Source organism: Cryomorphaceae bacterium, from assembly GCA_007695365.1.
In the GTDB taxonomy this organism is placed as follows: domain Bacteria; phylum Bacteroidota; class Bacteroidia; order Flavobacteriales_D; family SKUL01; genus SKUL01.
The window spans coordinates 1-19,274 of the sequence record REDV01000138.1; the positions used below are offsets into that span (position 1 = coordinate 1).

Below are 19,274 nucleotides of genomic sequence, written 5' to 3' on the forward strand. Positions count from 1 at the left end.
GTGCAGCCCAGTTGGTAGAGCTGCCCGCGAAGTTCGTCGGATGAGCCCTCAAAGAAAAAGCGTATGTGCCTTTCGCGCTCGCCGGCTTCGGCTACAATTTCTGCTTTAAGTTCATTGTTGCCAAAAACCAGACGATGCCCCAGGCGGAGTTTCTTCAGTGGGTCGAGGAGCACGTTCCAGGTGTGCGGTTCACCTGCCACTTCTTCTATCAGCAACAGTTCGATAAGTGCGCCGTCCATGCGGTTTTTGCGCACCTCCATCCTGGCCGGAACCACTTGTGTGTTGTTCAGCACGAGGCAATCTCCCGCTCCAAAATACGACTGGATATCCGGAAAGCTGCGGTGCTCAATACGCCCGCTCTCGCGATGAATCACCATCAGCCTCGAGCCATCGCGGGTAGGTGCGGGGTGCTCCGCCAGCAATTCGGGCGGAAGGTGAAAGTTAAAATCAGAAAGCCTTGTTCGTTGCACCAATTTCTCAGTAAACCAGGTTGTTCATAAGGTAATGCTGAACATAGTCGTGCACACCATCTTCGAGCGAAGTGAAAGGTGTACTGTAACCGGCCGAGCGCAGTTTGCCCATATCGGCCTCGGTAAAGTATTGGTACTTGTCGCGAATGTCTGCCGGGGTGTCCATAAAGTCAATATCCGGCTCCAGTTCCATGGCTTTGAAGGTGGCTTGGGTCAAATCCAAAAAAGTGCGCGCTTGTCCGGTGCCGAGGTTGTACAATCCGGACTCGGGGCGGTTTTCCATCAGGAATTTACAAATCCGCACCACGTCCATCACGTACACAAAATCGCGCAGTTGTTCACCGTCGCGGTATTCGGGATTGTGCGAGCGGAAGAGTTTCACCTTGCCGTGCTCCTTAATTTGCCGAAACGCGTGTAATATCACTGATGCCATTCGGCCTTTGTGGTACTCGTTGGGGCCGTACACGTTGAAAAACTTAAGTCCGGCCCAGAAGAAAGGTTTGTCTGCTTGCGCCAGCGCCCACTTGTCAAAATTGTTTTTTGACTCTCCGTAGGGGTTGAGCGGCCTGAGATGAGAAACCACCTCGTGACTGTCGGTGTAGCCGTGTTCACCCAGGCCGTAGGTAGCTGCGGATGATGCGTAAATCAGAGGAATGCCGTATTTGCAGCAGCGTTGCCAGATTTCCTGCGAGTAGTGCAGGTTGAGTGCGTCAAAAATGCGGTGGTCAAATTCGGTGGTATCTGTGCGCGCCCCGAGGTGAATGATGATCTGGATGCGGTTTTCGTGGCGGTCAATCCACGAGAAAAGCTCGCTGCGGTCAACCTTTTCGGAAAAAGTCTTGTTATGCCAATTCACCTTCTTATCCGGCACGCTGAAATCATCGGCAATGACAATATCACGGTATCCCTCGCGGTTGAGGAATCCCAGTACACAACTTCCGATGAACCCGGCCGCACCGGTGAGAACAATCATGTTTTAGCGTTTTTTAAAGTGGCCCAAAGATATTGGTTTGGGCGGCAATGAGGCAATTAACAACTATCTTTGCAAACCATTATGACAGCGAAAAAAATTGTGTACGTAACGCGCCGCGAGCGATTCAACGCGGCCCACAAGCTCTGGAACGAGGAATGGAGCGCCGAAAAAAACCACGAGGTTTTTGGCAAATGCGCCCACCCCAATTGGCATGGCCACAACTACGAGCTTTTTGTCACTGTAAAGGGCGAACCCCACCCGGATACCGGTTATTGTGTCGATTTGAAGCACCTCAGCGACTTGCTCGACGAGCGCGTGGTGGAGGTTTTTGATCATCGCAACATCAACCTGGATGTGCCTCAAATGCAAGGGGTTCTCACCAGTACCGAAAACATTGTGATTGCGATTTGGGAGATGATTGAAGCGCCCATCCGCGAGCTGGGCTGCACGCTGCACAAAGTGGAACTTCGCGAAACCGAAAACAACAGCGCCGAGTACTACGGCCCCCAGCAAGTATGAGTGAGGAAATAGAATTGAACGGCGAGGGCTACCTTCGTGTAGATCAGTTTGATCAGTCTGCGATTGACGAAATGTCAGATGCCTATCGGTCTATCATTGAAAAACTCGGTGAGGATAGTCTGCGTGAAGGTTTACTCAAAACCCCTGAGCGCGCGGCCAAAGCCATGCAGTTCCTGACCCACGGATACGACCTGAACCCAGCCGAAATTCTGTGCTCTGCCATGTTCGAAGAGGAGTACAGCCAGATGGTAGTGGTGAAGGATATTGAGGTGTATTCGCTGTGTGAGCATCACCTGCTTCCGTTTTTCGGAAAGGCACATGTGGCCTATATTCCCAATGGCAGAATTGTGGGATTGAGTAAAATACCGCGTGTGGTGGATGCCTTTGCGCGCCGTTTGCAGGTGCAGGAAAGGCTCACCAACCAGATCCGCGATTGTATTGAAGAGACCCTGCGCCCTGCCGGAGTGGCAGTGGTAATGGAGGCGAGTCACATGTGTATGGCAATGAGGGGGGTACAGAAACAAAACTCGGTTACAACCACCTCGGCCTTCACTGGCGCGTTTCTTGAGGAGCGCACCCGAAACGAATTTGTAAGTTTAATTTCATCCAAACTGCATTAACGATGAACAACAACATCTGGCAAACAGGCGATACTGCATTTGCCCGTGAGCAATCGGCCAGCATGGCCAAAAATTTTATGTCGTCGGTGTACACCTACATGGCCGGTGCCCTATCTGTTACCGGAATCATTGCCTGGTACATTGGTACAGATCCCAACCTGATTTCCTACCTGATCAGCGAAACCGGTGGTTTCTCTATGCTGGGCTGGGTAGTGCTGTTGGCGCCTCTTTTATTGGTGTTTGCCATGGGAGGTATGTTTCAGAAGCTGTCATCGCAGTCGTTGCTCGGATTATTTGCCTTGTACTCGGCATTGATGGGCGCGAGCCTCAGTTTTATTTTCGTGGTGTATGAAATGGGCTCTATTGCTTCCACCTTCTTTATCACGGCCGGAACTTTTGGCGTGATGTCGGTGCTGGGTTATACCACTCAAACCGACCTCACCAAGATGGGCTCTATGTTGCGTATGGCGCTTATCGGTATCATCATCGCGATGCTGGTGAACTTCTTTATGCAGAGCGCGGCCTTCAGCTACCTGATCAGCATTTTGGGTGTGTTGATTTTCACCGGTCTCACGGCCTACGATACCCAGAAGCTCAAGCGCATCGGTATGGGTGTGGAGTACGGCTCAGAAGAGGCCAGCAAACTCGCCATGATGGGTGCCCTCACACTCTACCTCGATTTTGTGAATCTCTTTTTGTTTATGCTTCGCCTGTTTGGCGATCGCCGATAAGGAGATTTTATTCAACGAAAAGCAAAAGCGAAGGCATGGGTCTTCGCTTTTTTTTTGCTTGTAAACATATCATCTTGTGATATCCCCGTTTTTCATAGTCTGCCAAATTCTGCTTCCGGCCATTCTCAGAGATCTTTTCATATTCAAAAACTGATGACTATATTCGGCTGATCAATAATGTGTACAATCAGAGAATCAAGGTGATTTTGCAGCCACAAGTATGGGTTGGCTTGAATATACACTCTCCGGTACAAATAACAGATTATGAAAAAACTGAAAATTAGTTTGGACGCAGTAGAAAGGCTCAATCTGGCTCTTTTGCAAAACAAGATCCCTGCGATTCGATCTCTTGAAGTTGAAAACCTGGGCGAGATTTCAATAGAAAATGTCACCGTCGTAGTAAAGTCTGATCCTATTGGTATTTTGAGTGGAGAAGTTGCAATCGCCCAAATCAATCCGGGAGAGATTTACAGAATTGAAATCCCTGACGTAAGGCATTCGTGGGATTTTTTTAAGAATGTTCAAGAGCGGGTTGGTGGTACTTTGAGCGTGGCATTGACTGCGTCAACAGGTGAAATCCTGGCTGCAAAGGAACAAGAAATTATTATTGAACCAGAGACTGTCTGGCTCGGACAACGGGCACCGCTCGAGCTACTGGCCAGTCATGTAATGCCGAATAGTGAGGCAGTTCAGAAGGTATTACGCAACGCATCAGAATTGCTCAAAGAGAAAACCGGTAAATCTGAATTGGATGGTTATCAAAGCAGGAACAAGGAGCGCGTGTATGAAATAGCTCAGGCAATTTTTTTGGCTTTGAGAAAAGAGCAAGTCAAGTACATTTCGCCGCCAGCAAGTTTTGAACTGACCGGACAAAAAGTGCGTTCTCCGGACCAGACGGTTTCCGGGGGTATGGGCACTTGTTTAGACTTAACCCTGCTTTATCTGGCTTGTTTGGAGCAAGCAGGTATACATCCCATTGCATTTCTCGTAAAGGGGCACGCCTTTGCAGGCTTCTGGCTTGAGGATAAATACCTCCCGCGAGCTTCTGAAGAAGATCCTCAACATTATCGGAAGCTAATTGAGCTTCAGGAGATAATAGTGCTGGAAATCACGGCTCTCACTTCAGATAGTCCGATTCGATTTAGCACCCTGGAGCAATTGGCCTTGGATCACTTTCACAAAGAAGAAGAGTTTGTCTGTGGCATAGATATCGCGCATGCCCGAAGGGTCGCACAGATTCATCCCTTGAATGCACAAGATGCAGGACCAGCGTTTGTGAGAGAAGTTGCTGACCTCGAGGAAACTGAAGTTTTTGAAAACAAAATATTTGATGAATTTATAGTTTCAGATGAAGCCATATCCCGCGAAGGGGAAATCGACAGCTGGAAAGATAAACTGTTGGATTTGAGCTTTCGGAATAGGCTTCTCAACTTCAAGTCAAACAAGGGAACGATTGAAATACTATCAAAAGATGTCGCCAGAATGGAGGATATCCTCGCCGATGGAACAAAGTTTGAAATCCTTCCACAAACCAACCAAAGCGCGCTCACTGTAAATCGTACCGATTTGAAGGAAATCCTGTCTAATCAAATTGATGAGGGATTTTTACGGAAGCAACTGTTGACAACCATTCCCGAGGATCGTTTTCCTGCAATCCTGAACAGCCTGTTCAGATCCGTGGTTAATTCCGAAGAAGAAACTGGTTCGAATACGCTCTATCTTGCATTGGGTATATTGTGTTGGCGCGAAACAGATGGTAGCCAGATAATTCGGAAATCACCTATCCTCATGGTGCCCGTGAGCCTGTCGAAATCGCGTGGCAACAAGTTTAAACTGGCCATGCGTGATGATGATTCCGTAATGAATATGACTTTGCTCCAAAAACTAAAGCGCGACTTTGACCTCGACTTTCCGGGGTTGGATCCTTTGCCTGAGGATGAGTCGGGTATAGATGTTCCCCGGGTTTTTAGCACTTTTAGACACGTCATCAGAGACTACCGCGGGTGGGAGGTGAAAGAAGAAGTCTGGCTGGGAGAGTTCTCGTTTCAAAAATACCTCATGTGGAAAGAATTGAACAACCAATATGAGGAAATGCTTGAAAGTCCTGTAACCAGACAAATAATGACTGGCGTGGCTCCTGCTGCAGTTCCCGATTTTGTAGAAGAACATGACGTGGAACACATCTTGCACCCCAAGGAAGTTTATTGCCCGTTGTCTGCCGATTCATCACAAATGGCGGCCATACTTTCGGCAGCAAAAGGAAGCAGTTTTGTGCTTCAGGGGCCTCCCGGTACGGGTAAGTCTCAAACCATCGCCAATATGATTGCCCACTGTTTAGGCATGGGCAAAAGGGTGCTTTTTGTTTCAGAAAAAAGAGTAGCGTTAGAAGTGGTTTTCAAGCGACTGCAAGAGATTGGTTTGGGTGATTTCTGCCTTGAGCTTCACTCAAGGAAATCAGAAAAAAAAGAAGTGGTAAGAAGTTTTTACAAATCTCTGGAACACGCACCGGCAAGTCTGGATGGAGAGTGGGACCAGGTGTCGCACGGCTTGAAAAATTCCAGAGAAAGGCTTAACGAGTATTTTGATGAATTGCATGCAAAGAATGAAGCAGGGATTAGTGCGTTTCGGGCGTTTGGAACAGCAACAAGAAGCGCAGACACCTTCCTGGTTGATCTGGAAATTGACGAGTTTCTTCAATTTGAATCTTCAAAACTCACCAACATCAGGGATCGCCTCGCTAAATGGGTCGGGTATGCAAACAGTCTCAGCAAGGAGGTTTTTTCGGTATGGAATTTTGTGCAGATTAAAGATTGGAGTAGCGCTGCAGAAGACGGTATGATTCAAACGTCCAGAATTGTTGAGTCGAGTTATACGACCGTCGCTGAATACGAACGCACAGGTAAGATTCCCTTGCCAGCACAAAAGGACTGGAGTCTAAGCGACTGGAGTACATTTAATCAACTGCTTGCTCACCTGATGGCAATTCCGGCTGTAACCATCGATTTAGAGAAAATAAGTGATTTCCGCGACTTCAAATCCAAGTTCACGGCCCACATTGACACCCTCAAAGACCACTTTGAGGAGTCAGCTCAGTTAAATTCAGTTTTTAATAAGGACATTACCGAAATAGATTACGCGGCATTAAAAGATGAACTTGAAAGCTCCAATAGCGGTTTTGTACTTTTTCGGATGGTCAAAAAAAACAAACTCCGGAGCAAGCTCAAAACTATTGTAAGAGGGAAATTGCAACCATTAGACAGCTATAGTCAAATAATTTCCAAAGGTATAGCGTTTAAACAAGGCTTGGCATTGGCTACTGATGCAGGGAAATTCATTGAGAGCTATACCGCTCAAGAATATAGCATTGGTAGAGATGAGGAATTCAGAATGGCCGTAGATTGGTTTGAGGACTTGCAAGAAATGCTGGTAACACTTTATTCCAGTGATATAGAGAACTATTCAAGAGTCAGGACGCGCATTTTGGAACTGCTTAAATCGTCGGAAATACTGCGCTCACCTACTTCAGAGTTGCAAAAAGAGTTGATGGCATTTAAGGATGCTCTCGGTGATCTGATTGAAGTCGTTAGGAAACTTGAAACTACATTGAAAATGGATTCCGGTTTTGCTGAATGCACCCTTTCAGAGCTTCGCAACAAAATTGAAACATTGCGGCTGAATGCCTCTTGTTTTCGTGATGTAGCGGCCATGAACACTATCCGTGATCAATTGTGCGAATTGGGTTTGTCGCCATTGTTTGATGCGGTGAGCGCTGGTAAGGTATTACGAGAGGAAATTGAGCATGTTTTCAATTACAATTTTCACCGTCAATGGCTGAGCGAAAGGCAGGCTGAGAGCCAAGTGTTAAATAATGCCACAGGAAAGCAACTTGACTTGAATGATGTTGAATTTAAAAATACGGACTACACATACCGCAACCTTTCTCAGAAGGCGCTGGTATCGAAAATCTCAACTCATAAGCCAAAGTTGGGAGGCTTTATTGTGCCTGACAGCCCCGTCGGGGTCATCGTTAAAGAACACAATAAAACCAGGCGGCACTTACCCATCCGAAGGTTTCTTCAGGAAATTCGACCAGTTGCACATTTACTCAAGCCATGTTACCTGATGAGCCCCATGTCGGTTAGTCAGTATTTGCCTGTGGCTCCCGATTTCGACGTGGTGATTTTTGATGAAGCCTCGCAAATTCCCCCATGGGATGCAATAGGCTCAATCTCCCGGGGAAAGCAGGCGATTGTAGTAGGCGATAACAAGCAATTGCCCCCCACAGCCTTTTTTAGCAACCAGGGCGATGGTGAAAGTGATGAAATGGTTGATTGCGAAAGTGTATTGCAAATGTTTGGGTCATTGTTTCCTGAAATGCTGCTGAAATGGCACTACAGGAGTCGGTCAGAAAGCCTGATTAGCTTTTCAAATTACCATATTTATGACAACAGACTACATACCTTTCCATCAGCTGAAACCAACGACAACAAGGTTTCTCTTGAAATAGTAACAGGCAATGACGCATACTATGATCGAAGTAAATCGCGGACGAATCGGGGCGAAGCCAGAGCCGTTGTCAATGAAATTTTCTCACGCCTACGTTCGGGGCATTCAAGCTCCATAGGTGTCGTAACATTTAGTTCGGCTCAGTCCACGCTCATCTCTGATCTTATAGATGCCCAGTTGCTGGTCGAGTCGAAGTTTGAGTCAGCATTTGATGTAAGCAATCCCGAATACGTTTTCGTTAAGAATTTGGAAAATGTACAAGGCGATGAAAGGGATTTGATTTTATTCTCAATTGGCTATGGAAAAGATCAACTCGGCCGTATCAACAGAAATTTTGGTCCACTCAATAACAGTGGGGGAGAGAGGCGGCTCAATGTGGCCGTATCACGTGCGAGATGCGAAGTGAAGATCTTTTCAAATTTTCATCCGCGGGAATTTGATGTTAGTGGGAGCACTTCAGAAGGCTTACGCTTGCTGAAAGAGTATTTGCTCTATGCAGAAGGAGGGCGGGCAAGCCTTATTCGTCAGGCAAGTGGCAGTAACATAGATGAATTTGATTCCGTGTTTGAACAGCAAGTGGCAAATCGCTTGCGCGAAAAAGGATGGCAGGTGCGCACTCAAATTGGTGTTGGCGGATACCGTGTTGATCTTGGAATAGTTCACCCGTCCCATGAAGGTACGTACCTGGCCGGTATTGAATGTGATGGTGCGCGCTACCACTCTGCAAAATCGGCGAGAGACAGGGATATATTGAGGCAGCTCGTGCTTGAAGGGCTGGGTTGGAACATCCTTAGAATTTGGTCCACAGATTGGTGGTATGATGCAACGAAATGCATTGATGATATTGACGAGAAATTGAAACAATTGCTGAATGAACCTGCTAAAACCAGTGCTGCACAAAAGAATGGAGTGCCAGATTCTTCTCCAAATGTCTCACATACTCAAACTGAAGATTCGAATAAAAATGAGGACGCTGGTATTTTGGAAAAAGAGAAGCCAGTATTTGATACTTCAAAAATAAGTTTGTCATGTCATGGTGATTTTTTCTTTAGCCGCAATCTGGTTGAGCAGCAACTCAGGGAGGTGGTTGAGCATTTAGCACCTGTAAGCCGGGATGAATGTTTCACGATTGTCTCCAGAGCTTGGGGATTTTCCCGAAAAGGTAACAGAATCGAACAATTTCTGGACGAGTGCTCCAAGGGGATCCATCGAACGCAGGGTGGTGATCAGGAATTCTTTTGGAAATCGGCTGAGCAGGTTCAAACACTGGATAGTTTCCGGATACCTGCCATTGGCACAAAAAGAGATCCTTCGAGCGTTGCCCCTGAAGAACTACGTTTTGCCTTTCTGCCCATACTCAAAGCCAACATTCAGATTCAAAAGGCAGATCTTTTCAGAGAAGTAGCCAAATCCTTGGGAAGCCAGGCCTTAACCGGAAAAACCATTGCCGCTATGGAGCCTGGATTGAAGTTTCTTAAAGACAATGGTTGGGTCAAGGTACAAGATGATATTGTGACTTATCATGTTGAATCAAACTGAAGTACGGGTTATTTATTCGAAAACTGCCTCTCCAATCCTGATGCACATATGCCCTGTGTTCTGTGTTCAATCTGCCCCTCCCGGTCTTCAACTGTGATTTAAATGATGCATGACCGCTTTGATTTTTTGGGGTGTGGGAGTAATCACATTTAAAGTATAATCACAGGAATTACCATCAAGGCGAGCACTTTGTGGCTTGCGCAAAGCCTATATGCCTTCAAGCGGCGTCTGTTGTAACCCAGAATATGCTATTTTCGACCACCATGTCATCCATCCACGGCACCTTACGGCGGTACTACCTGATCATCGAGAAACTAAAGCGCAAAGCGTACCCCTCCCTGCGTGAATTGCGCGACTTCCTTCACGAACAGGGCTTTGAAATTGCCGAGCGCACCCTACAACGCGACATTGAACAACTGCGGGTAGAATTTGATGTTTCGGTGATATACGACCGATCGCAAAAAGGCTATTTCATTGAAGCTGAATCCATGTCCATCGCCGATCGCCTGCTCGACTTTGCAGCGGTTCCGTATTTCTCTGGCATGTTGACCGAAACCCTGAAGTCGGGAGCGGAGAACCTGCGCTACCTTTCCTTTGAGCGGGGCAGCGAACACCGCGGAATGGAGCACTTCACCCCATTGCTCGATGCTGTGAGCCGGAATACACAGGTTCAAATTGTGCATACCGCCTTTCATCGGGACGAACCCAAAGAGTACACCGTGCTTCCCTTTATGCTGAAGGAATATCAAAGGCGGTGGTACCTGGTGGGCTACGTACCCGAACGCAACGACTTTCGCAGTTTTGGAATCGACCGGATTGAAACGGTGCAAAGGACGAATATTCCGTTCTCCAGGAATGATTACCCCGATCCCGCCGTCTTTTTCAATGACGTGATCGGCTTGACGTATTCCACCGCAGATGTTGCAGAAGTAGAATTGTCGTTTCATCCCTTCCAGGGAAATTACGTGAAAGCACTGCCTTTACACGCATCACAAGTGGAAGTTGCAGACGACGACAAGGAGTACCGTATCCGCCTCCGGGTGCGTCCCAATTTTGAACTGACCCAGGTTATTCTGGGTTACGGCGATTCGGTAAAGGTTTGTAAACCTGCGTCTCTGGCCAAAGAAATCAAAGAGCGGCTGGATTCGGCCCGAAAAAATTACCGGTAACTTTTCCACAACGACATCCTGTGGCGTAGTGACCCCGTAGCTTTGCCTCAAAATTTCACAGACCATGGCAAATCAACTCATCAACCGGCAGGATGAACTACTCCGCAAACAAGCAATTCTTCAGGAGGCACGGCGCACTTTAAAAGAAGAGTTCGTTGGACTGAATGAGGTAATCGACAAAGTGGTGGACGCCATCAGCTCGTGGTACCTCTTTCCCGATCTGCAGGAAAAGCCCGTTATCGTAAATCTCTGGGGACTCACCGGCGTGGGCAAGTCCTCACTCGTAAAACGCCTCTCGCAGCTTCTTCAGTTCGAAAAACGATTTTATCATTTCGACATCGGTGAAGACGGTAAAGGTGAATACACCATCAAAACGCAGCTCGAAAACATCTACGACCACGAAAACGGCTTTCCGGTGATGCTGGCCCTCGATGAGTTTCAGCACGCGCGAACCATTGATGAGGCGGGAATAGAAATGACTGAAAGACAACACCGCATCATCTGGCAATTGCTCGATTCGGGTCGTTTTCAGATTCACCGCTTTTCCTACGGCGTGAGCGATCTCTACAACTTGATGATAGACCTCAATCTGCACCTGATGAACGGCGTGAAAGTGACCAACGGTTTCGTCTCCGAAAAAGCCGGGTTGTTTCGCATCCGGCGCATGCAAAACAAAGTGGTGGATCAGGCTGACGAAAAAGAGCGCAAGGAAAACATTGATTTGATGTTTGTTCCGGCCTCGTATTACGAGAAGATTTACGACCTGGCCCGCGAAAATTTCGATTCCTTTCTGGATGTGCGCGCACAATTGCTCGAACTCGATGGCCCCGGTACCGTGAATTTCCTGCGGGAGGTGCTTTCTTTTATCAAGAGCCCCAAAGAGGTGGATTGCAGCAAAGGGCTCGTGTTTGTCCTCGGCAACCTCGACGAAGCCTATACGATGAGCAAAAACCTCAGCAGCGACATCGACGCCGATGAGTTTTACCGGGCTTCGCTGCAGATCAATATTCCCGAAATCAAGGACGCGCTGCAGCTACGGTTCCGCAGTGAGCAGATTGGCCGGCTGGGCAATACGCACATTGTGTACCCGTCCCTCAGCAAAAAGGCGTTTCAGGCCATTATTGCCATGGAGCTGGATGCCATTGCCCGCAAAGTGCACGCAGCCCACGGGGTCACATTGAAATTTCAGCGCTCACTGCACCAGCTCCTGTACCGCGAGGGCGTGTATCCTACCCAGGGCACACGACCCGTGTACACCACCATTTACCAGTTGGTGAATGCGCGGCTTGGATCCCTCATTTCCGAAATGATTACCCGCTCGCTCACCGATTGCCACATCGTTTTTAAAGCCTCGAAAAAAGGCGTGGTGTGCGACTTTGTTCACGACGGAAAACGCCGCCATTCTGTGACGTTCAACCAGCGTTTTGCACTGGACGAGCTCCGCCAGAGCAAATGCGACGACGTACAGGCCATTACCGCCGTGCACGAAGCCGGACACGCCGTGCTTTCGGTGATTTTAATGCGCAGCCTGCCGGAAGTGGTGTACTCCACCACCGCCGAAGTGGGCAACAACGGTTTTTCATACACCCGTTACCCATGGCAGTACATTTCGCGCAAGGAAATCATTCGCAGGTTGGCCGTGACGCTCGGCGGCCACGCGGCAGAGGAACTGGTGTTTGGCAAAGACAACGTAACCACCGGTGCCAGCGGCGATGTAAGGTCGGCCACCGAGTTTGCTGCACGGCTCATCCGGAGTTGTATGATGGGCAGCCAAATTGGCCATTTCAACGCGAGCAGTACCTTATCGCAGGACAGTGTTTTTGACCACGACCACACCGTGAACCGCGAAGTGCGCGAGTGGCTGCATCAGGCCATGGAGCTGGCCCGCGAAACGCTCAAACAGCAGGAAACATTGCTGCTGCAAATGGCAAATTTCCTCAGTGACGCACGCGAGTTGCGAAAAAACCAGATCAAAAAAATGGTCGCACAATTTGCGGTGAATTTCAACATGGAAACCCTCATTGAAAACGGCGATCACCTGTTTTACCGCAACCACCTCAAACAGAAAGTAGCGCGGCCCGGCTCGCCCAAAACCGAACGCGGTGCGCTGGTGCACCCGGAGATTACGTTGAATATGGAAAAGCATAGCAACGCATGAATCCTTCAGATAGCCTTCTCGACCCCAACCGTATGAAAAAAATCCTGCGCGACCTCGAAACCGAACTCGCACTCATTGCGCAGGATTTCGCAGAGGCCGGTGCGCCCATCGCCGAACTGCTGCAACGCGGTTTTGTGTGGTCGCAAATTGAACCCAAAGACGTGCTGTTTGTGGGGTTGAACCCGTCTTTTCCCAAAGACGCCCAATGCGGCAGTTTTTCCTTCGACCCCCAACAGGCGGTGCGCGTCTACCCGCGTTTTTTCAAGCCATTTCAGAACCTGGCAGACGCTTGTGGCGTTGGGGACAACTGGACCTACCTCGACCTGCTATTCATCCGCGAAACCAGTCAGCGCAAAGTGATAGACCTGTTGAAAACGGAAGAGGGGGTACAGTTTATTATCCGGCAGTTGCAGCTATCCATGGGTTTAATCGAGCGCCTGCGCCCCAAGCTGATTATTGTGTGCAATGCCGCCGCCGTGAACTTTTTTGGCGTGCGGGCCACCATTGACGAGCACGGAGAACACAACATCTGGATGGGTTACGAGTTTGAGTTCGATCCGCGGTTTGGGGTAGAGGTGGTGGCCGGGCTGCACCCGAAAACCATCAAGCCGGGCGAAAAGTCCACCGTGCTCACCGACACCCCGGTATTGTTTGGCGGTGCGCTTACTTACCAGGATCAATTCACAAAAAAGCGGCTGGCGTGGCAAATACAGCGCCTGCTTCATTTTCATGATCTGTATTTCCAGCCAAACGCCAATGAATTCAAGCCCAACGTCATGAATCGCCTCTACGATATCTACGGCGCCATCCGCGAAGTGCAGCTCAACAAGCAGGTTTCCGCAGAAAATCAACAATACGAAATCATGGCCTACTTCCGCGACAAGGAATCAGAACTCTACGCCCAGGTGCTGGATGTGCTGATGGAGGTGTTGGATTATCGGTGGTGATGATCAGGTATTAACCAATTTATTATATTGCGAACATGAAAGAGCAATTGATTAAAATTTGTGAGAGTTACCAACGAGGAAATGACGAACCTGTGGTAATCGAAGAACCATATATTCCATACGTACCAAAGAATTGGAATCGCGTACTTGTGTTGAGTGAAAGTCAGAATCTTTCTGCGAAAAAGTACGTGGATGAGCTTCGGGCAAAAAATACTGATGGTCGAATTAACCGGTTATATGAATGGCACGATAAGGTTGGCGTTTTGCCATGGGATGATGGCACCTTGAAGCTTGCGGTGGAAGCTGCGTTTGGTTTGAAAGAGGATGAAACTGCAGTTTCGAATGCGGTTCCGTGGTCGCTGGTGAGTAAGTCAGGTAAAAAGAACATGAACCCAACCGACGCACTCATTAAAAGTGCAGCTGAATTCTGGAAAGAGATGATGCCAGTATTAAAGCCTGAACGAATAATCACGGTCGGGAAAATCGCTCGCACAACCATCGGTCGTGCCGGATACAGGGATATTCGTATTCCGCTGAGATCAGCCTCCAGCGCCAATATCTCTCGCATTTCAGGAATGTTCGATACCAAAGACCTGTTGCAGCGTTACCCGGAGGTCCAGACAGTAGTCAAGAAGCATCCTGAGTGGGTTAATAAATTTAAGGTGAACAAGGTGTTTTTCGCTTGTCATGCGGTGAGTGTGGTGCGAGGCTTAAAAACGATTAAGTAAACCATAAAATCAAGCAGAATGAGTGTTCATCGAATAATTGAATGTATCGACAAACACCTCGATAAAAACAATCTGGATTCCATAAACCCGGTAGTTGCGGGTGCCTTGCTTGACCGTGCCGGATTGCTCTCGGACAGTTCACATCGTCCGGGCCTTCCGTTGCGAAATCTTCTCCGTGATGGGATGATCCCTCACGCCTATCAGCCGGGTGGAAAGGGTAGTGGTTGGGTTATTCCACATTCTGCTAACAATGAGCGCGATGTTAAGAGTGTGAAAAGCAAAGTAGCTAGAGGAAAAGAGATAAGTACAGTTAAAACCATGCTGTCAGCAAATCCAACGTTGAACATGAATGAAGTTGCAAAAGAGTTGATGGATTCCCGCAAACAGAGAGCAGTTTCAGAAATCGATACAATGGTTCCGGACTCGCCTGGAATGTATTGTATCAGAATACGAGACAGGAACGTTCTTCCTATCCCCTTCAGTCAGCAATTGGATGGTCGTGGTCATAACATCATGTACATTGGTATTGCCTCGCGCAGCTTGCACCGGAGAATGCTGGGGCAGGAACTGCGGGCGCGGGGGCATGGAACTTTTTTCAGAAGCATGGGAGCGTTGTTGGGATATACCCCGCCAGCAGGTTCGTTAATCGGGAAAAGAAACCAGCGGAATTATCGCTTTTCCAAAACGGATGAGACCCTTATCATTGAATGGATGAACAGGCACCTCACCGTGCATTGGGTAACCATGCAAAGTGGTTGGGACGAGTTGGAAACCTCGTTGATTGCGCAGCATCGGCCGCTGGTAAACCTTGCAAAGAACCCATCTCCGCTACCGCAGCTTTCAGAGTTACGCAGGCGGTGTGTGGATGTGGCGTGTGGGAGACAAGTATAAGTCTAAAATCAGCCGCTTGTGCTATTTATTGTCAACGGTTTTGCTAGCATCCGATGAAATCAGGTTCTCTTTAACAAACGCCGCCGGGTTGATTACGGGCAAAATCACACCGCCCAGAAGTGTGCCGGTAGTGCGCTCTAATACAATGCCACGCAAAGTGGAATAGGACATACTCACCAATGTTGTCGTCAGGGCAGCGGAAACAGCGTCTTTTTCGGAAATGAATTGGCTCAGGTTATCGACTTGAAAGTAAAAATGATACACGTATTCAGCGCGAATTCCGACTGGTTCTTTTTTACCTTTGTCGTTGCGTATGCCGTTGAGGTGCAATACCATTCGAATGGCTATTCCATTTTCTGCAATATTCAGAAAGGGAGCGTAACCCACTTGTATATCGACAAAGAATTCACCGGGCTGGTTATTCTGCTGGAATTCGGGAGTAGTTGTAAGCCCCCCCTGCAACATCTGCACAGTAATGAGCCGCATTTTACCGGGATCAATTTTTGTTGAGCTCATGCTGCCTGAGGTTGGGTAGATTTTTTCACCGCAGATTTTGCGACCGTCATGGGTGCCATACCCGCCATGCCTGATGGAGAATTGGTCATGGCGCGCAGAACAGGAGTTGAAACCGTTTCGTTTGCACTCCGTGAAGCGCCAATTATCCCGATAATCGGCTTCTGCAATGCAAACTCCAGTTTTACCACGGTTTTCATGGTGAAGTTGTGCATGCCCTTAAGCCAGCGGCTGACTTCAGATTCTTTTTTACCCATCAATTGGGCAAGGTCTTTTTGCCACATTCCCTTTTCGTCCAGAATATCGTGCAGACGCTCGGCGATGTCGAAGCTGATGCGCGTCAACTCAAGCTCTACCGGATCGAGGCTGTCGAAGGCCTCATTGACCCGTTGGTTAAAGATTTTTTCTTTGTTGTTCATATCAAAATTTCTGAGTCGTCAATATTGCGTAATTCCCCGGTCTCGTAATCCACATCCAGTTCTTGATTCCTAATGGCCTTTTCAAGACCCGAACAAAGCCGATTGGCTTCGTCAAAGAAAGGCTTTACGACGGTGCATTCTTGTGCGCTGTGTTTCCCTTTGCTTTTGATGGCTCCATTAAAGAGGATGATCGTTTTTTGTCCAATCAGCATACAGTAAAGCCGCAGATGCTCTTGAAAGTCCAGTTCCAGAAACCTTGCCTTTGGAGGAAATGCATGTGCTTTTTGCTCTTCCCGCAGTAGCGTGCTCAAATTGCGTCTGCCCGAAGATGCTATTTTTAACCATTTCAAAATTTCCAAATATTCTGGCACAATAGACGCTAAAGTCTCATGCCTGTCCATCCAATTTTCAAATTCATATTCATCCCGCCAATCTTCCTCATCACATACGTGCACCGTGTAAATCTTTACTGGTGAACGCATAAAGTGATCTAGCGGTATGATTTTGACAAAGGTATTCACTTATAAGTTAAGTTCCAAATTTGCTTCGCTGAACTTCGCTGATTTGTTGACCGGGGTTTCGGTAGAAGATCATGGTGAAAAAAGTATTTGATCATCTCAAAAATAAAGCTTTGTGCCATCCCGGGTATAACAAAAGTTGTTATTTGTGGATAGGGACTACAGTCGTCACCATTCAGCGCTACCTATTCCGGAAGAGTAATTCGGCTGCGAAACCCTCAGTGCGGTGGAGTTGAAAAGTGAATAGCCTGATGGTTAAACAGGTCAGCTTCCATCCTCCTTCTTTTTCAACTCCTCCAAAAATCCGTACAAAGTTTGCCGTACAGCATTTAAATTTCCTGTAATCTCATCGTAGATGTGGTCCGACAGCTTGTCAAATTCTGTAGGTTGCACATGGATGGTTTTAATGAGCAATTGCTGAAAATGGGCGTTGCCATTCCCTCCTTTTGCGAGACTGTGTTCGATCTGCACAGTTTTAATCTTCTCCCACAATTCGTCCTTGAATGGTACTGCTTCGCCCGAAAGTTCGATGATGATTTGAACAGTGCCAGCCGTCTCAACAATTTCATTTGGATATACAGTAAAGTATATGACTTCCTGATTTTCCTTGTCCCACAGGTTTCGCCAATGGATGGAAGATCCGTTCAGCGTCACTTCGAGCTTGTCGGCCACGGTTTGTAACTGGCCGATTACAAACTCATAGGTGGCGTGGCGCGTTTGGCTGGCGCGATTGATCTTGTCGGCATTTTTCAGGTAAAAAAGTACGTCTGGTGTCATTTCGTTGGAGTGGGTAAGGTGGTCCATATTGTTTACAAAATCCTTAAAGTAAATAAAATCTTTTACCGGCAAGTCGTGTGGTATCCCGCGTTGAACAACCTGGCTAAGCCAATCGTTGTGCGTGACACTCACAAAGTGGGGGTGATTAATTTGCTCCGGTTTGTAGGGGTACAGCCCGAGTACAACGCCCATTTTCCGGTGCTCCGGGTAGTCGATGGCGGTCCAGTAGTCGTGCAGGTTGTTGTTGAGATGGTGGTATATTTTGGCTTCGATGATGATCGCGCATTGGTTCGCTTCGGAATGAATCAGCATGTCAATTCGACCTTTGGATGTGAAGCGTTCAAGCTGCACTTCGAAGTCGCCCAGATCCATTTCCTTCTTCATGTTTTTAGCTTCAAAAGCTGGTTTAAGCATTTCCATCAAGCCATCGAACATCAGCTCGCTGAGTTTTGGTGACGACGAACGATCCAGAAAGTACCGGTACACATTGCAAATCGTCGTTTCGCGGGTGGTGTGATCTACCACGTCCAGAAAACCGCGCTCGCGGGGCCTGGGCGTCGGTATATCGAGCTGCAGGAATTCGATGAGGTTCTGAGGTATTGGTTGGGCTTCACTCATTGTATTGGCGTTGAGCGGTGAAAATAGGGTTTTTTCCGGCTATTCATTTTTACGTCGATTGAGTGGTTTTCAGAAAAGCACAGATATACAAGTAGTTGTGGAGCTGTGAAAAAACTACAACGCTAAATTCACGCAAACCTGCCCCAGGGACTCATTTCAGGTATGATTCACGAGACTCATATCAGCATCTCACCGACATCTCACCCGACCAGGGGCGGAATGCGCAATTATACTTTACGAGAATGCCCGGGAATTCTGCACAGGATTTTCTTAAACATTACGTGGGAACCCCAACAGCGCTGGCCAATTAAAAAAACAACAGACTTATTTCACGCAAATCTTCTCACAGGACTCATTATGAATATGCGGTCAATAACGAATAAGTCCCATGCAATTTCACGCAAACCTTAAAAAAAGAATCATTTACAATAAACGAAAACACAACAGTAAAAACCTGAAAAATAGCTGTCATGAAAGTAATAATTGCAGGAGGTAGAAATTTTGAGGATTACGTTGGGCTTTGCCTTGCCTGTGATAAGGCACTGCTTCATTCAAAAGTAAGCGAGGTGGTGAGCGGAGCCGCCCACGGGGCTGACAAGCTCGGGGAAAAATATGCTGCTGAAAACGGGTATTTCATACGCCAGTTCCCAGCGAATTGGTCGAAGCACGGTAGGGGTGCGGGGCCTGTGCGCAATGCGCAAATGGCAGGTTATGCAGACATGTTAATTGCCTTTTGGGATGGCGTGAGTAGCGGCACCAAAAACATGATTGACACTGCAAAGCGTGCTGGATTAGAGGTAATAGTGTACCACTATTAACCCAAAATATGAATTGGCTTTGGCCAATTGCATATTCGATAAAGAGAATCAATCTTTTACAGCTCGCTTCGCTGCACTGAAAAAGTGATTCTCTAATCGGGGTTGTCCCAACTAATGCAAGCTTGCCTGGCCGGCAGGTAGTTCGGAGCTTTTAGCTCCTCCTATTGCATAAGTTGGGATTAATGTGAGCGGCATGAATTTATTCAAAGCTTATTTCACGCAAATCGGCATAGAACGCCTCATTATGAATATGCAGTCAAAACCAATCAATGCCTGGCAATTTCACGCAAACGGAAAAAAGCTACTCATTTCGCCAGAGTCACACTTAGAATGAAAAGCATGATTGAAGCAATAAATAAA

Annotated in this window: 16 protein-coding genes; 10 read left to right on the plus strand and 6 right to left on the minus strand. The window is 47.7% G+C overall.

The annotated features are described in order from the left end of the window. Together EA392_13900 and rfaD are read right to left on the minus strand one after the other, a co-directional pair. Positions 1-473, minus strand: a 473-nt coding sequence (locus EA392_13900) for a tRNA preQ1(34) S-adenosylmethionine ribosyltransferase-isomerase QueA (GenBank protein TVR36934.1), incomplete at its 3' end; no start/stop codon positions are given. A gap of 4 nt (positions 474-477) precedes the next feature. Next, a complete protein-coding gene (rfaD, locus tag EA392_13905) occupies positions 478-1,443 on the minus strand; it encodes an ADP-glyceromanno-heptose 6-epimerase (protein TVR36935.1) in 966 nt (321 codons plus the stop codon). 96 nt (positions 1,444-1,539) lie between these two features. Between rfaD and EA392_13910 the strand changes: the two genes are divergently transcribed. The 9 genes from EA392_13910 to EA392_13950 all read left to right on the plus strand — a co-directional run bounded on the left by EA392_13910 (position 1,540) and on the right by EA392_13950 (position 15,251). Then, the gene (locus tag EA392_13910; protein TVR36948.1) at positions 1,540-1,962 is read left to right on the plus strand and encodes a 6-carboxytetrahydropterin synthase; all 423 of its coding nucleotides are present in this window, start codon (positions 1,540-1,542) and stop codon (positions 1,960-1,962) included. Beyond that, complete coding sequence (gene folE, locus EA392_13915; protein TVR36936.1) at positions 1,959-2,582, plus strand: GTP cyclohydrolase I FolE; 624 nt, start codon at positions 1,959-1,961, stop codon at positions 2,580-2,582. The genes EA392_13910 and folE overlap by 4 nt, the downstream gene beginning before the upstream one ends. A gap of 62 nt (positions 2,583-2,644) precedes the next feature. Beyond that, complete coding sequence (locus tag EA392_13920; protein ID TVR36949.1) at positions 2,645-3,313, plus strand: Bax inhibitor-1/YccA family protein; 669 nt, start codon at positions 2,645-2,647, stop codon at positions 3,311-3,313. 264 nt (positions 3,314-3,577) lie between these two features. Beyond that, complete coding sequence (locus EA392_13925; GenBank protein ID TVR36937.1) at positions 3,578-9,358, plus strand: DUF3320 domain-containing protein; 5,781 nt, start codon at positions 3,578-3,580, stop codon at positions 9,356-9,358. A gap of 245 nt (positions 9,359-9,603) precedes the next feature. Beyond that, positions 9,604-10,527: a WYL domain-containing protein gene (locus EA392_13930; protein TVR36938.1), complete on the plus strand. Its 924-nt coding sequence runs from the start codon at positions 9,604-9,606 to the stop codon at positions 10,525-10,527. 64 nt (positions 10,528-10,591) lie between these two features. Beyond that, positions 10,592-12,685, plus strand: coding sequence for a hypothetical protein (locus EA392_13935; GenBank protein TVR36939.1), 2,094 nt, complete (start codon positions 10,592-10,594; stop codon positions 12,683-12,685). A 32-nt stretch (positions 12,686-12,717) separates the two neighbouring features. Continuing rightward, positions 12,718-13,632 carry a hypothetical protein gene (locus EA392_13940; GenBank protein TVR36940.1) on the plus strand — a complete coding sequence of 305 codons (915 nt, stop codon included), beginning with the start codon at positions 12,718-12,720 and terminating at the stop codon, positions 13,630-13,632. 35 nt (positions 13,633-13,667) lie between these two features. Beyond that, positions 13,668-14,360 (plus strand): hypothetical protein, encoded by a 693-nt coding sequence (locus EA392_13945; protein TVR36941.1) that lies wholly within the window; start codon positions 13,668-13,670, stop codon positions 14,358-14,360. An 18-nt stretch (positions 14,361-14,378) separates the two neighbouring features. Further along, positions 14,379-15,251, plus strand: a complete 873-nt coding sequence (locus tag EA392_13950) for a hypothetical protein (protein TVR36942.1) — start codon at positions 14,379-14,381, stop codon at positions 15,249-15,251. 21 nt (positions 15,252-15,272) lie between these two features. Here EA392_13950 and EA392_13955 read toward each other — a convergent pair whose 3' ends face one another. The 4 genes from EA392_13955 to EA392_13970 form a co-directional block, all read right to left on the minus strand. Then, positions 15,273-15,767, minus strand: coding sequence for a hypothetical protein (locus EA392_13955; GenBank protein ID TVR36943.1), 495 nt, complete (start codon positions 15,765-15,767; stop codon positions 15,273-15,275). After that, a complete protein-coding gene (locus EA392_13960; protein ID TVR36944.1) occupies positions 15,764-16,183 on the minus strand; it encodes an XRE family transcriptional regulator in 420 nt (139 codons plus the stop codon). The genes EA392_13955 and EA392_13960 overlap by 4 nt, the downstream gene beginning before the upstream one ends. Then, positions 16,180-16,665 (minus strand): hypothetical protein, encoded by a 486-nt coding sequence (locus EA392_13965; protein TVR36945.1) that lies wholly within the window; start codon positions 16,663-16,665, stop codon positions 16,180-16,182. The genes EA392_13960 and EA392_13965 overlap by 4 nt, the downstream gene beginning before the upstream one ends. A 300-nt stretch (positions 16,666-16,965) precedes the next feature. Beyond that, positions 16,966-18,096, minus strand: coding sequence for a hypothetical protein (locus EA392_13970; protein TVR36946.1), 1,131 nt, complete (start codon positions 18,094-18,096; stop codon positions 16,966-16,968). A gap of 470 nt (positions 18,097-18,566) precedes the next feature. On the opposite strand from EA392_13970, the gene EA392_13975 reads away from it, so the two are divergent. Continuing rightward, positions 18,567-18,914, plus strand: a complete 348-nt coding sequence (locus EA392_13975; protein ID TVR36947.1) for a DUF2493 domain-containing protein — start codon at positions 18,567-18,569, stop codon at positions 18,912-18,914. Positions 18,915-19,274: the final 360 nt, after the last annotated feature.